Consider the following 13,524-nt stretch of genomic DNA (forward strand, 5'->3'; position numbering starts at 1 on the left):
CATGAGCGAGCAAGATCCCCTCTTTACCCCGCAGGTCCTCGGTGACATCACCCTGCCAAACCGAGTGCTGATGTCGCCGCTGACCCGTTCTCGCGCGGCCCAACCGGGGGACGTGCCCCAGGCGATGAATGTCGAGTACTACCGTCAGCGGGCCGGCGCGGGCCTGATCCTGAGCGAGGCCACCCAGATCTCGCCCCAGGGCAAGGGTTACGCCTTTACCCCGGGCATCCATAGCCAGGAGCAGATCGCTGGCTGGCGCCGTGTCACCGACGCCGTGCATGACGCCGGCGGTCGTATGCACGCCCAGCTATGGCACGTGGGAAGAATCTCGCATCCGGAGCTGCAGCCCGGTGGAGCCGACCCGGTGGCGCCCTCGGCGATCAAGCCTGAAGGCGCCAAGACCTTCATCAGCGCCGAGTCCGGCATGGTCGAAGTGCCGACCCCGCGTGCGCTCGACACCGACGAGCTTCCAGGCATCGTCGAGCAGTACCGCCAGGCGGCGATCAACGCCCGCGAAGCCGGTTTCGATGGCGTCGAGGTGCACGCCGCCAACGGCTACCTGCTCGATCAGTTCATCAAGTCCGACAGCAACGCGCGCACCGATGCCTACGGTGGCAGCCTGGAAAACCGCCTGCGACTGCCTCTCGAAGTGGTGCGTGCGGTGGTCGACGTCTGGGGCAAGGGCCGTGTCGGGGTGCGCATCAGTCCCACCGGCAGCTTCAACGATGTCCACGACCAGAAGCCCGAGGAGACCTTCCCGGCCTTCGCCGCCGCGCTCGACGAGATCGGCATCGCCTACCTCGAGGTCGTGGAAGATTCCTTCCAGGGCAACCACGAGAACGGTCGCCCCGAGTCGATCATCAGCGCCATCCGCGAGCGCTTCAGCGGTGTCTATATCGCCAATGGCGCCTACACCGCGGAGGAAGCACGTGAGCGCATCGCCGCCGGCAAGACCGATCTTGTGACCTTCGGTCGTCCCTTCATCGCCAATCCGGACCTGCCGGAGCGCTTTCGTCGCGGAGCAGAGCTCAATGAGCCGGACTACGACACCTTCTACGGCGGCGATGAAAAAGGCTATACCGACTACCCGTTTCTCGAAGATCGCTAGCGCTTGAAGATCGCTGGCGCGATGACATCTTTTTCTCGATGACCGCCAAGCGGTTCGCCGTCTTGCCAACGTCATCGATCTGGAACATTTCAAGGGGCCTTGGCGGCCCGACAGGAGGACAGCATGGACGTGAACAACCTGAATACCGACGGTATCAAGGACAAGGTCGTGATCATCACCGGTGCCAGCAGTGGGCTGGGTGAGGCCACCGCCAAGCGCCTGGCCAAGGGCGGCGCACGCCTGGTGCTTGGCGCGCGTCGCGAGGACCGCCTCAAGGCACTGTGCGACGACATCAAGGCTGACGGTGGACAGGCAGTCTACCGTGTCACCGACGTGACCAGCCGTGAGCAGGTCGAGGCCCTGGCCAAGCTCGCCCGCGACGAATTCGGGCGCATCGACGTGCTGGTCAACAATGCCGGGCTGATGCCGCTTTCGCCGTTGGACAAGCTCAAGGTCGACGAGTGGGAGCAGATGGTCGACGTCAACATCAAGGGCGTGCTCTACGGTATCGCCGCGGTGCTGCCGACCATGCGCGAACAGCACGAAGGCCACGTGATCAATCTGTCTTCGGTCGCCGGGCATGTGGTGTTCCCCGCCGCGTCGGTCTATTGCGCGACCAAGTTCGCGGTCAAGGCGCTGACCGAGGGCCTGCGTCAGGAATCCAATGGCGAGATTCGCGCGACCAATATCTCTCCTGGCGCGATCGACACCGAATTGACTCGGACGATCAGCGATGATGAGACCGCCGAGGGGGTCAACGAGCTCTACACACTGGCCATCGATGCCGATGCAGTGGCGCGGGCGATCGCTTTTGCGGTAGAGCAGCCGGGGGACGTCGACGTCAACGAACTGATCCTGCGCCCCACTCGCCAGGAGCTGTAAGGACTGGCGATCGACTGGCGTCGCCGTCCAGGGAGACGCCAGTCCGGCCGCGGCGCAATACGCCAGGTCGCTCCAAGGTGCTTCGTCTGACGCTATTTTTCGCTAGGCTTGTGTATCTTTACTGCATCAATGAACCCGGCGGTGCCGGGTGGTGCCCCACTCAACGAGAAGGAACATCATGAGCAACGATGCCGAGTATCAGCCGCCGAAGGTCTGGAAGTGGGAAGGTGAGAGTGGCGGCCATTTCGCCAGCATCAACCGTCCCATCGCCGGTGCGACCCACGACAAGGCGCTGCCGGTGGGCAAGCATCCGCTACAGCTCTACTCCCTGGCCACGCCCAACGGGGTCAAGGTCAATATCCTGCTCGAGGAACTGCTGGCGCAGGGCCACGATCAGGCCGAGTACGACGCCTGGCTGATCCGTATCGGCGAGGGCGACCAGTTCTCCAGCGGCTTCGTCGAGATCAACCCCAACTCCAAGATTCCGGCCCTGGTGGACCACACCACCACGCCGCCGACCCGGGTCTTCGAGTCGGGTTCGATCCTGCTCTACCTGGCCGAAAAGTTCGGCGCCTTCCTGCCGACCGAGCACAAGGCGCGTACCGAAGCGATGAGCTGGCTGTTCTGGCAGATGGGCTCGGCTCCCTACCTGGGCGGTGGTTTTGGCCACTTCTACGCCTACGCGCCGGAAAAGTACGAGTACCCGATCAACCGCTTCACCATGGAGACCAAGCGCCAGCTCGACGTGCTCGACCGTCATCTGGCCGAGCACGAGTACCTGGCCGGTGACGAGTACAGCATCGCCGACATGGCGACCTTCGCCTGGTACGGTCAGCTTGCTCTGGGGCGTCTGTACGACGCGGCGGAGTTCCTGTCCGTGCACGAGTACGAGCACGTCCAGCGCTGGGCCAAGGCCATCGATGCGCGCCCGGCGGTACAGCGTGGACGCATGGTCAACCGCACCTTCGGTGAGCCCGAAGAGCAGCTCCATGAGCGTCACAACGCCAGCGATTTCGAACTGCGTACCCAGGACAAGATCGGCGACGACGCTTGATCCTTTGAACGACAATCTGTCGTTTCAGCACCGACAAGGGCGCCTCCGAGGAGGCGCCCTTTTTTTGTGAATCAATCTGGGGCTTGATCCGGGGGCGGGCCTGGAACGCGAGACGATCGCCGCCTCGTTCCTTACCGGCCCTCGCTGGCACTTGCCGGCTCCTGGGTCAGTAGCCCGCGTCGGGGTCGACGGTCTCGATGTCCTCGCCCTTGTCCAGGGCGTCGAGGCTTGCGGCGACCTGATCGAGCGCTTCGCTCAACGGTGTCGGTCCCGCCATGTGAGGGGTGACGACGACCCGCGGGTGGCGCCACAGCGGGCTGGATTCCGGCAGCGGCTCTGTCGGGAAGGCATCGAGCAGCGCGCCCCGGAGGCGGCCTTCCTGGCGCTGGTCCTTGTCGCCCAGCGCTGTGAGCAGGGCATCCTCGTCGATCAGGGTGCCGCGCCCAGGGTTGATCAGGCTGGCTCCCTCGCGCATCTTGCCGAGTGTCTCGGCGTTGATGATGTGGCGGGTCGAGGAGGTATCGGGCAGCAGCAGCACCAGGGTCTTCACCCGCGACAGCAGCCGGTTGAGCCCTTCGTCACCGCTCAGACATTCGATGCCGTCGATGTCCTTGTGCGAGCGACTCCAGCCGAGCACCGGGAAGCCATCGGCGGCGATGGCCCGGGCCACCTTGGCGCCGATGGCGCCGAGGCCGAGCACGCCCACCGGCCAGTCCGGCTTGTCGATCACCTCGTGCTCACGCCACTCGCACTGCTGCTGCTGGCGAGCGTAGCGGTCGAAGTCGCGCTGGAAGTGGAAAAGACCGTAACGCACGTAATCGGCGATCAGCTCGGCCATGCCGGCGTCACGCAACTTGACGATGGGAACGTCGCGAGGCAGGGCCGGGTTGCCGAGCAGGGCGTCGACGCCGGCCCCCAGGTTGACGATGCCCTTGAGTCCGGTGCACTCCCGCAGCAGCGTCTCGTCTGGCTTCCAGGCCGCCAGAAAGTCCGCCTGGGCGCGCTGTTCGCGGTCGGCCTCCTGACTCTTCCAGATGGTGGCCTGGGGCAGCCGCTCGCTTAGCGCCTGCTGCCACTGGTCGGCCTGGTCGGTGTGTACGATCACCTTCATGACAATTCCGCTCCGGTCGAATGAATGGGGTTCAGTAGACAATCTGCATCATGGGCGGCGGAGCGTCATCCAGCAGGCTGGCAAGGCGCTTGAGGCCGTCCTCGAGACGTTCGATCTCGGGCTCCGCGCCGAGGCTCAGGCGCACTCGGCGTGGCGCCGGACTCTGTTCGACCATGAAGGGGGTCGCGGTGGTGATGGCCACCCCTTCCTGTTCGGCCAGCTGCTGGAGTTCCTCGGCCCGCCAGCTACCCGGCAGCGACAGCCAGACGTGCAGGCTGGTGGGGCGGGAGGCCCTGCCATGGCTGTGCAGGATGCGTGCGGCGAGCTGCTGGCGCTCTGCCAGCAGTTCGCGTTGCTGCTGAGCCATGCGCTCGATAGTGCCGTCCTCCAGCCATAGATTGGCGACCTCGAAGCACAGCGGTGTGGCCATCCAGGAGGTCGCCCGCAGGCGGGGCAGGGTGTGGTGCAGCTGACTGCGTGGCACCGTCAGATAGCCGGCGCGAAGCCCGGGCAGGGTGGCCTTGGTCAGACTGGTGACGTGGAACGCATGGGAAGGGATGCGCGCGCTGATCGGCATCAGCGGCTCGGGCTCGAGCAGGGTGTGGACGTCATCCTCGATCAGCCACACCCCGTGGCGCTCCAGAATGGCGGCGATCTCGTCGCGGCGCGTCTCGTCCAGGGTGGCCCCGGTGGGATTGAGCTGGCACGAGGTAAGGCACACGGCGCGCGGTTTGAAGCGATGACAGGCGGCGTCGAGGGCGTCGGGTACGATGCCCTGGCTATCGATGGTGACGCCACGCAGCTGGAAGCCCAGGGTACGAGACAGGGCGATCAGGCCATGGTCGGTCAGTGCCTCGGTCAGGACCAGGTCGCCGTGCTGTACCACGCTGGAAATCGCCAGCATGATGCCGTGGGCGCCACCGTTGGTCAGGATGCGGTCGTCCGCTTCACCGGGCATGCCCAGGCGCTCGTTCAGCCACCAGCTGGCGCGTTCGCGCTGATGGGGCAGGCCGGCGATCGGCCGGCAGGCCGTGAAGACGTCGGGATGTGCGCTGTCGGCCAGCGTTCTCAGGGCATCGCGAAAGTGCTGGTCATGGCTTGGGGGACAGACCGGATGGGCGATCGACAGGTCGATCACCGCCTGTTCGGTTCGCGGCTCGCCGGCCCTCAGGTAGGCGGATTCGCGGTTGTCATCGAGAGCGTTGATCCAGGTGCCGCTGCCGACCCTGGCCTGCACCAGGCCCATCTTTTCTGCCTGTGAATAGGCTCGTGACACCGTCTGGACGCTGACGCCTATGTGCTCCGCCAACTGTCGATGGGGCGGCAGTCGGGTGCCTGGCGTAAGCTCACCGGAACGGATCGCGCGAGAAAGTGCCCGCGCAATCGCAAGATACTTGGGTTGGCTATCATCCAGATATGGCAGCAGGTCAATTGTCATGATCCAATAAAGCCTTTGACCGGTAGCTTATTCGTAGTGCTAGTATCAGCAAGACGGCATTGATCAGTCATTGTCATGACGCTGTTAAGAGCTTCTCATGACAATTGTGACCTGTCAGCACGCTACAGGGGATGCAATGTCGCTTCAAGGGCGCGCCGGACTCCAATGAGTCCGGTTTTTCGGTGATGACACTGTGTGGCGAGTGGTTTCATGATTCAGGTATCCCTGCCGTTCACTCGTGAGGAATACGCTCAGCGCCTGCAAAAGGTGCGTGCCGAGATGGCCATGCGAGGCATCGATGTGCTGATTGTCAGCGATCCCTCCAATATGGCCTGGCTGACCGGCTATGACGGCTGGTCATTCTATGTCCATCAGTGCGTACTGGTGGGGCTCGAAGGCGAGCCCGTGTGGTACGGACGACGTCAGGACAGCAATGGTGCCCTGCGTACCTGCTGGATGGACCCTGACAATATCACCTACTACCCCGACTACTATGTCCAGAATCCCGAGATGCATCCGATGGAGTATCTGGCACAGTCGATCATGCCGGATCGCGGCTGGTGCGAAGGCGTCGTGGGCATGGAGATGGACAACTACTACTTCTCCGCCAAGGCCTACCAGAGCCTGATCAAGGAGATGCCCCACGCGCGCTTCCAGGATGCCAACGCGCTGGTCAACTGGTGTCGGGCGATCAAGTCACCGCGTGAAATCGAGTACATGCGCATCGCCGCGCGTATCGTCGAGGGCATGCACTCGCGCATCCTCGAGATGATCGAACCGGGCCTGGCCAAGTCCAAGCTGGTCTCCGAGATCTATCGGGTCGGCATCGAGGGCTGGACCGACAGCGAAGGGCGCGTCTACGGTGGCGACTATCCCGCCATCGTGCCGCTGCTGCCCACCGGCAGCGACGCGGCTGCCCCCCACCTGACCTGGGACGACACGCCGTTTCGCGAAGGCGAGGGCACCTTCTTCGAGATCGCCGGCTGCTACAAGCGCTACCACTGCCCGTTGTCGCGCACGGTGTTTCTCGGCAAGCCGCCGCGAGACTTCGTGCGTGGCGAGTCGGCGCTGCTCGAAGGCATCGAGAAAGGCCTGGCCGTGGCCAAGCCGGGCAACCGGACCGCGGACATCGCCCTGGCGCTCGGCGCGGCCATGGACAAGTACGGCTTCGACCGAGGCGGCGCGCGCTGTGGTTATCCCATCGGCATCAGCTACCCGCCGGACTGGGGCGAGCGCACCATGAGTCTGCGTCCGTCTGACGAGACCATCCTGCAACCCGGCATGACCTTCCACTTCATGCCCGGAATGTGGATGGACGACTGGGGGCTCGAGATCACCGAGAGCATCCTGATCACCGAAAATGGCGCCGAGCCGCTGGCGGAGTTTCCGCGACAGCTGTTCGTCAAGTAGGCCGGGGGCGGCTGAGCAGGGCTTGTCGATCAGGCCCTGTTGACTAGCCCTCTGTGATCGGCCCGGTGTGATCGGCCCTGTTGATTAGGCGCTGTCCGAAAAGTCGACGAGCGAAGGTTAGACAAGGCAAAAATCGGTGAGAAAGCGCAGTTTACGGGGTGTAAATGAGCATTTTGATCCGATTTTTAACGCCGTATTACCGAGCGCAGGCACTTTTCAGACAAGCCCTAGCCTTCTGTGATCGGCCCTCGGCGACCGACGTCGCCCATCACCACTACAATCCAATCTGACCGTTGTCCCTGTTTCTGGAGTCACCATGAGCAAGCGCAAGAGCCCCATCTCCGCCACCGTCGACTTCGACGCCCAGGGTGTGCAGCACGGCTTTCTGAAACTGCCCATTTCCAACGACGAGTCCGCCTGGGGCGCGGTGATGATCCCGGTGACCGTGATCGCCAACGGCGAAGGCCCCACCGCCCTGCTGACCGGTGGCAATCACGGCGACGAGTACGAGGGCATCACCGCGCTGCAAAAGCTCTCGACCTCGCTCAAGGCCGAAGACGTCAAGGGACGGGTGATCATCGTACCGATGATGAACACCCCGGCGGCCCAGGTCGGCCGTCGCACCTCGCCGATGGACGGTGGCAACCTGAACCGCAGCTTCCCCGGTGACCCGGACGGCAGCGTGACCGAGAAGATCGCCGACTACTTCACCCGGGAGATGGTGCCCATGGCCGACGTGGTGCTGGACCTGCACTCCGGCGGCCGCACCCTGGACATCATTCCCTTCGGTGCCTCCCACGTGCTCGACAACCCCGAACAGCAGCGTCAGGCGCTGGAAGGGGCCAAGGCCTTCGGCGCGCCCTATGCGATGATGATGTTCGAGCTGGACGCCGCGGCGCTGTTCGATACCGTGGTGGAGAACCAGGGCAAGATCTTCATCGCCACCGAACTCGGGGGCGGCGGCACCTCCACGCCGGAGAGCCTGGCCATCACCGAGCGCGGCATCGACAATGTGCTGATCCATTTCGGGCTCAAGGACGGCGAGGTGGCCATGCCCGAGACCCAGGTCTATCTCGATATGCCGGATGCCAGCTGCTATGTGCAAAGCGAGCACACCGGGCTTCTGGAGTTGACCCACGCCCTCGGCGACAGTATTGCCAAGGGCGACGTGATCGCCCGGGTCTACGACATGACCCGCAGCGGCGCCGAGCCGATCGAGTACCGTGCCGAGCGTGATGGTATCCTGGCGGCTCGACGCTTCCCCGCCCAGGTGAACATGGGCGACACCATCGCCGTCATCGCCGAGGTGGTCGAGACCCTGGGCGACTGAACGGGCCAGGGCTCGGGATACCGTCTTGCCCGAGCCCGCCCGCCGTTTCTCGTCATCAGCGCCCCGCCGAGAGCCTCTCGCGGGGCGGTCCCGTTCAACCACACAAGCCCGGCCATGAAACTCGACCGCTACGACCTCAAGATCCTCTCCATCCTGTCCCGCGACGGCCGCATCACCAAGTCCCGCCTGGCCGAGGCCATCAACCTGTCGGTGAGCCCCTGCTGGGAGCGCGTCCGCCGCCTCGAGAAGGCCGGCATCATCGAAGGCTACTGCGCCCGGATCAACGCAAGCGCCCTGGTCCGGCGTACCCCGGTGTGGGTTCAGATCGAACTCAAGGCCCACAATGCCGAAAGCTTCCAGCGTTTCGAGTCGCTGGTGCATGCCACCGACGCGGTCACCGAGTGCGTGGCGGTGGGCGGCGGAGTCGACTATCTGATCAAGGTCGAGTCCGAGACCATCGACGCCTACCAGCGCTTGATCGACGACTGGCTGACCTCGGATGTCGGCATCGAGCGTTACTTCACCTATATCGTCACCAAGACGGTCAAGGCTCCTCGCGAGGGAGTCGATATCGACGAGCTGGCCAACGGGGCGCTCTGAGCGCCATCGGCACAGGCCCGGAAGTTCTTGTCGGCTTGCAGGTTTTTGCTAAAACAGGCGTTGCAGAAAAAACCGCGTTTTCACGGTTCTGGACAAAAAAAACGCCATCGACAGACGGGCGCTTCAAAAAGTCCGACCCTGGCTTCTCCCTTACCATGACGGCAGTACATGGCGCTGGCCATGACGTCGTTTTCGTGTTCCGCACCCCCTGACCTTGCGGCGGGACACACTTGGGGAGGTAGTGTCATGAAACTCAGCGATCCGCGCCTGTTCCGTCAGTACGCCTACATCGGCGGCAAGTGGACCCACGGTGACGAAGGCCGCGAGGAAGCGGTGATCAACCCCGCCAATGGCGAGGTGATCGGCCATATCCCGCTGCTCGAGCCCGAGCAGATCCGCGCCAGTGTCGACGTCGCCGACGAGGCCTTTGCCCAGTGGCGGGCGCTGCGCGCCGACGAGCGTTGCGAGCGGCTGCTGGCCTGGTACGACCTGCTGCAGGCCCATCGCGAGGATCTGGCCACCATCATGACGCTGGAGCAGGGCAAGCCGATGCCCGACGCCCGTGGCGAGGTCGAGTACGGCGCCAGCTTCGTGCGCTGGTTCGCCGAGGAAGGCAAGCGTACCTACGGCGAGACCATCCCCAGCCACATCCCCAATGCGGCGCTGGGCACCATCAAGGAGCCGGTGGGCATTGCGCTTCTGATCACGCCGTGGAACTTCCCGCTGGCGATGATCACCCGCAAGGCCGCCGCCGCCATGGCCGCTGGCTGTCCGGTGATCGTCAAGCCGGCCAACGAGACCCCGTTCTCGGCGCTGGCGCTGGCGGAGCTGGCCGAGCGTGCCGGTATTCCGGCGGGCATCTTCAATGTGGTGCTGGGCGACGCCGCCCAGGTGTCCTCGCTTTTGTGTGCCGAGGATCGCGTCAAGGCGGTATCCTTCACCGGCTCGACCCGGGTCGGCCGCCTGCTGCTCGAACAGTCGGCGCCCACGGTCAAGCGTGTGTCCATGGAGCTTGGCGGCAATGCGCCCTTTATCATCGGCCCCGACATGGACCCCAAGGAAGCGGCCCTGGCCGCGGTGGCGGCCAAGTTCCAGACCGCCGGTCAGGACTGCCTGGCGGCCAACCGCATCCTGGTCCACGAGTCGATCCACGACGCCTTTATCGAGCATTTCACCGAGCGCATGGCCGCGCTGACCGTGGGCAACGGCATGGAAAGTGAAGTCGATCTCGGCCCGCTGATTCACCGCCGGGCGGTGGAAAATGCCCGCGCCACGGTGGATGACGCCCTGTCGAAGGGTGCCACCCTGGTGGCCGGGGACCAGTCCCAGGCGCCGGGCGAGAACTTCTTCATGCCGGTGCTGCTGACCGGGGTGACCCAGGACATGCAGGTGTGGCGTCAGGAGTGCTTCGCGCCGGTGGCCGGTGTCACCGCCTATCGCGATGACGACGAGGTGATCGCCCTGGCCAACGACACCGAGTATGGTCTTGCCGCCTACGTCTACACCCACGATATCCGCCGCATCTGGAAGCTGTTGCGGGCGCTGGAGTTCGGCATGGTATCGGTCAACTCGGTGAAGATGACCGGCCCGCCGGTGCCCTTCGGCGGCGTCAAGCAGTCCGGCCTTGGCCGCGAAGGCGGCGCGACCGGCATCGACGAGTATCTGGAAACCAAGTACTACTGCCTCGGCGCCCTGGGCTCCGTCTCCGGCAGCTGATGCCCTGAGCGGCAGTGATCGCCGGCCTGACAGCGGGCCGGCCACCTTTCGATGAACAGATGACGCCGCCCTCCCGGCGAGGGCGGTCCAAGGAAAAAAAGGAAACGAGATGAGCACCCATCAGGACCTGATCGACCGCGACCGCAAGGTAACCTTCCACGCCTCCACCCACCTGCGTGACTTCGCCCATGGCGACGCACCGGGTCGCGTGATCACCGGCGGCAAGGGCATCAACATCGTCGACAAGGACGGTCGCGAGTTCATCGACGGTTTTGCCGGGCTGTACTGCGTCAACATCGGCTACGGCCGTACCGAGGTGGCCGAGGCCATCTACCAGCAGGCGCTGGAGATGTCCTACTACCACACCTACGTGGGTCACTCCAACGAGCCGCAGATCGCCCTGTCCGAGCAGATCCTCAAGCTCGCCGGCCCCGGCATGTCCAAGGTCTACTACGGCCTCGGCGGCAGCGATGCCAACGAGACCCAGCTCAAGCTGGTGCGCTACTACAACAACGTGCTTGGCCGTCCGCAGAAGAAGAAGGTCATCTCGCGTCAGCGCGGCTATCACGGTTCCGGTCTCGCCACCGGCTCGCTGACCGGGCTCAAGGCCTTCCACGACCAGTTCGACCTGCCCATGGCCGGCATCCTGCACACCGAAGCACCGCACTACTACCAGCGCAGCGCCGAGCAGGAAAACATGAGCGAGCGCGAGTTCTCCGCCCACTGTGCGGCCAAGCTCGAAGAGATGATCCTGGCCGAGGGCCCGGACACCGTGGCGGCCTTCATCGGTGAGCCGGTGCTCGGCACCGGTGGTATCGTGCCGCCGCCGGAAGGCTACTGGGAGGCGATCCAGGCGGTACTGAACAAGTACGACATCCTGCTGATCGCCGACGAGGTGGTGTGTGGTTTCGGCCGTATCGGCGCCGACTTCGGCAGCCATGCCTACGGCATCAAGCCCGACCTGATCACCATCGCCAAGGGCCTGACCAGCGCCTACCAGCCGCTGTCCGGAGTGATCGTCGGCGATCGCGTGTGGCAGGTGCTGGAGCAGGGCACCAGCGAGCTTGGCCCGATCGGCCACGGCTGGACCTACTCCGGTCACGCCCTGGGCTGCGCCGCTGCCCTTGCCAACCTGGCGATCATCGAGCGCGAGGACCTGACCGGCAACGCCCGTGATACCGGCGCCTATCTGCAGAGCCGCATGCAGGCCGCCTTCGGCGATCACCCGATCGTCGGCGAGACCCGCGGCGTCGGCATGCTGGCGGCGCTGGAATTCGCCGTGGACCCGGAGACTCGCCGTCCCTTCGATCCCAGCCACAAGGTCGGTGCACGCATCGCCGCCGCTGCGCTGGAGCAGAACCTGATCGCCCGGGCGATGCCCCAGGGGGACATCCTCGGCTTCGCGCCGCCGCTGGTCACCACCCGTGACGAGGTCGACGAGATCGTTGCCCGCGCCGAGCGTGCGGTGAACAAGGTCACCGACGAGCTGGTCAAGGAAGGCGTACTGCAGACGGCCTGATGCCTGGTCCGATGATTGGCCTGATGCCTGGTCCGATGGTTGGTCCAAGCCCAGGCCGGTGTCTGGCCTGACGCCCGCACCTTGGCAGGTGCAAAAGGGGCCGCTTCCTTGAAGGAGGCGGCCCCTGTCGGTTTTCATTCAGGTAGGCGAGCGCGGAACAGATAGGCGAGCGCGGAACAGGTAGGCGAGCGCCGAACCGCCGACAGGGCCTGCCCTCCCGGCATTGGCAACCGGTCTTCACGATATGAGTTCAAGGAGAAGGTCATGAAGGTGGATTCACCCCCTTGCCCGAGTCACGGCGTGACCCTGGACGAGATATTCAAGGCCCGGGGACGCATCGCCGGTCAGGTAACGCGCACGCCACTGGTGCTGTCGCGGGCCCTGTCCGAACGCTTCGACGCCGAGGTCTATCTCAAGCTCGAGACGCTGCAGCCCACCGGCGCCTTCAAGCTGCGCGGTGCCACCAACATGATCGCCGCACTGATCGAGCGCCATGGACGCGAGGCCCTGGCCCAGGGCGTCACCACCGCGTCCACCGGCAATCATGGCCGCGCCGTGGCCTACGCCGCCTCCAGCCTGGGGGTGCCGGCGGTGATCTGCCTGTCGCGGCTGGTGCCGGCCAACAAGGTCGCTGCCATCGAGGCGCTCGGTGCCGAGGTGCGTCGCGTCGGCGCCAGCCAGGACGAGGCCTTCGAGGAGGTGGCAAGGCTGGTGCAGGAAGAGGGCATGACGCTGATTCCCCCCTTCGATGATCCGCTGATCGCGGCGGGGCAGGGCACCATCGGCATCGAGATCCTCGAGGACCTGCCGCGGGTCGATCGGGTCATCGTCGGGCTGTCCGGCGGTGGTCTGCTCGGCGGCATCGGCGCCGCGCTGAAGGGCGTTCGACCCCAGGCCAGAATCAGCGGGGTCAGTCTGTCGGCGGGGGCGGCCATGTGCGAGAGCCTCAAGGCCGGCAAGCCGGTGGCGGTGGAAGAGGTCGAGAGCCTGGGCGACTCGCTGGGCGGCGGCATCGGCCTCGACAACCGCTGCACCCTGGCGCTGGTCGAAGCGGTGATGGACGACCACTGTCAGGTGTCGGAAGGCGCCATCGCCCAGGCCATGGTGGACATGCTCGAAAGCGAGAAATTGCTGGTCGAAGGCGCCGCCGCCGTGGGACTGGCGGCACTGGCCGAGGGCCACCTCGAGGTCAAGGGGGAGCGGGTCGTGCTGGTGCTTTCCGGCAACGGGGTGTCACTGGATACCCTCGATCAGGCGCGCCGCCTGGCGGCGGATTGCGCCAGTCAAGGCCAGCGATAGACCGTCAAGGCCACCAACCGACAGACAAGCCCAGCAACAACCCGATCAGGAGCCAAG

General features: G+C 65.0%; 11 protein-coding genes. 9 read left to right on the forward strand and 2 right to left on the reverse strand.

Annotation, left to right across the window (positions count from 1 at the left end):
- The first annotated feature begins 1 nt into the window (after position 1).
- The 3 genes from NFH97_RS13915 (at position 2) to yghU (ending at position 3,044) form a co-directional block, all read left to right on the forward strand.
- Entirely contained in the window at positions 2–1,108 is a 1,107-nt protein-coding gene (locus tag NFH97_RS13915) for an alkene reductase (protein ID WP_045992035.1), read from the forward strand.
- A 123-nt stretch (positions 1,109–1,231) separates the two neighbouring features.
- Positions 1,232–1,990: an SDR family oxidoreductase gene (locus NFH97_RS13920; protein WP_045992034.1), complete on the forward strand. Its 759-nt coding sequence runs from the start codon at positions 1,232–1,234 to the stop codon at positions 1,988–1,990.
- A 178-nt stretch (positions 1,991–2,168) separates the two neighbouring features.
- Positions 2,169–3,044: a glutathione-dependent disulfide-bond oxidoreductase gene (gene yghU / locus NFH97_RS13925; protein ID WP_349624971.1), complete on the forward strand. Its 876-nt coding sequence runs from the start codon at positions 2,169–2,171 to the stop codon at positions 3,042–3,044.
- A 166-nt stretch (positions 3,045–3,210) separates the two neighbouring features.
- Here the strand turns inward: yghU and NFH97_RS13930 are convergent, their stop codons facing one another.
- Together NFH97_RS13930 and ehuR are read right to left on the reverse strand one after the other, a co-directional pair.
- The gene (locus NFH97_RS13930; protein WP_349624972.1) at positions 3,211–4,155 is read right to left on the reverse strand and encodes a 2-hydroxyacid dehydrogenase; all 945 of its coding nucleotides are present in this window, start codon (positions 4,153–4,155) and stop codon (positions 3,211–3,213) included.
- Positions 4,156–4,186: 31 nt separating this feature from the next.
- Positions 4,187–5,593, reverse strand: a complete 1,407-nt coding sequence (gene ehuR, locus NFH97_RS13935; RefSeq protein ID WP_108132471.1) for a MocR-like ectoine utilization transcription factor EhuR — start codon at positions 5,591–5,593, stop codon at positions 4,187–4,189.
- A 210-nt stretch (positions 5,594–5,803) separates the two neighbouring features.
- Here ehuR and doeA point away from each other — a divergent pair, with 210 nt between their 5' ends.
- The 6 genes from doeA (at position 5,804) to eutB (ending at position 13,467) form a co-directional block, all read left to right on the forward strand.
- Complete coding sequence (doeA, locus tag NFH97_RS13940) at positions 5,804–7,003, forward strand: ectoine hydrolase DoeA (RefSeq protein WP_108132472.1); 1,200 nt, start codon at positions 5,804–5,806, stop codon at positions 7,001–7,003.
- A 316-nt stretch (positions 7,004–7,319) separates the two neighbouring features.
- The gene (gene doeB, locus NFH97_RS13945; protein WP_108132473.1) at positions 7,320–8,333 is read left to right on the forward strand and encodes a N(2)-acetyl-L-2,4-diaminobutanoate deacetylase DoeB; all 1,014 of its coding nucleotides are present in this window, start codon (positions 7,320–7,322) and stop codon (positions 8,331–8,333) included.
- Positions 8,334–8,447: 114 nt separating this feature from the next.
- Positions 8,448–8,933 carry an Lrp/AsnC family transcriptional regulator gene (locus NFH97_RS13950; protein ID WP_045992028.1) on the forward strand — a complete coding sequence of 162 codons (486 nt, stop codon included), beginning with the start codon at positions 8,448–8,450 and terminating at the stop codon, positions 8,931–8,933.
- Positions 8,934–9,179: 246 nt separating this feature from the next.
- Entirely contained in the window at positions 9,180–10,649 is a 1,470-nt protein-coding gene (locus NFH97_RS13955) for an NAD-dependent succinate-semialdehyde dehydrogenase (protein ID WP_045992027.1), read from the forward strand.
- A 109-nt stretch (positions 10,650–10,758) separates the two neighbouring features.
- Positions 10,759–12,168 carry an aminotransferase gene (locus NFH97_RS13960; protein WP_045992026.1) on the forward strand — a complete coding sequence of 470 codons (1,410 nt, stop codon included), beginning with the start codon at positions 10,759–10,761 and terminating at the stop codon, positions 12,166–12,168.
- 264 nt (positions 12,169–12,432) lie between these two features.
- Positions 12,433–13,467: a hydroxyectoine utilization dehydratase EutB gene (eutB, locus tag NFH97_RS13965; protein ID WP_108132474.1), complete on the forward strand. Its 1,035-nt coding sequence runs from the start codon at positions 12,433–12,435 to the stop codon at positions 13,465–13,467.
- The last annotated feature ends 57 nt before the right edge of the window (positions 13,468–13,524 follow it).

The organism is Halomonas sp. SCS19 (assembly GCF_040147015.1).
Taxonomy (GTDB): domain Bacteria; phylum Pseudomonadota; class Gammaproteobacteria; order Pseudomonadales; family Halomonadaceae; genus Halomonas; species Halomonas litopenaei.

Bases quoted from the DNA above. Each gene is read 5' to 3' on its own strand.
- NFH97_RS13915 (WP_045992035.1), top strand. From the start codon at position 2: ATGAGCGAGCAAGATCCCCTCTTTACCCCGCAGGTCCTCGGTGACATC.
- NFH97_RS13920 (WP_045992034.1), top strand. From the start codon at position 1,232: ATGGACGTGAACAACCTGAATACCGACGGTATCAAGGACAAGGTCGTG.
- yghU (WP_349624971.1), top strand. From the start codon at position 2,169: ATGAGCAACGATGCCGAGTATCAGCCGCCGAAGGTCTGGAAGTGGGAA.
- NFH97_RS13930 (WP_349624972.1), bottom strand. From the start codon at position 4,155: ATGAAGGTGATCGTACACACCGACCAGGCCGACCAGTGGCAGCAGGCG.
- ehuR (WP_108132471.1), bottom strand. From the start codon at position 5,593: ATGACAATTGACCTGCTGCCATATCTGGATGATAGCCAACCCAAGTAT.
- doeA (WP_108132472.1), top strand. From the start codon at position 5,804: ATGATTCAGGTATCCCTGCCGTTCACTCGTGAGGAATACGCTCAGCGC.
- doeB (WP_108132473.1), top strand. From the start codon at position 7,320: ATGAGCAAGCGCAAGAGCCCCATCTCCGCCACCGTCGACTTCGACGCC.
- NFH97_RS13950 (WP_045992028.1), top strand. From the start codon at position 8,448: ATGAAACTCGACCGCTACGACCTCAAGATCCTCTCCATCCTGTCCCGC.
- NFH97_RS13955 (WP_045992027.1), top strand. From the start codon at position 9,180: ATGAAACTCAGCGATCCGCGCCTGTTCCGTCAGTACGCCTACATCGGC.
- NFH97_RS13960 (WP_045992026.1), top strand. From the start codon at position 10,759: ATGAGCACCCATCAGGACCTGATCGACCGCGACCGCAAGGTAACCTTC.
- eutB (WP_108132474.1), top strand. From the start codon at position 12,433: ATGAAGGTGGATTCACCCCCTTGCCCGAGTCACGGCGTGACCCTGGAC.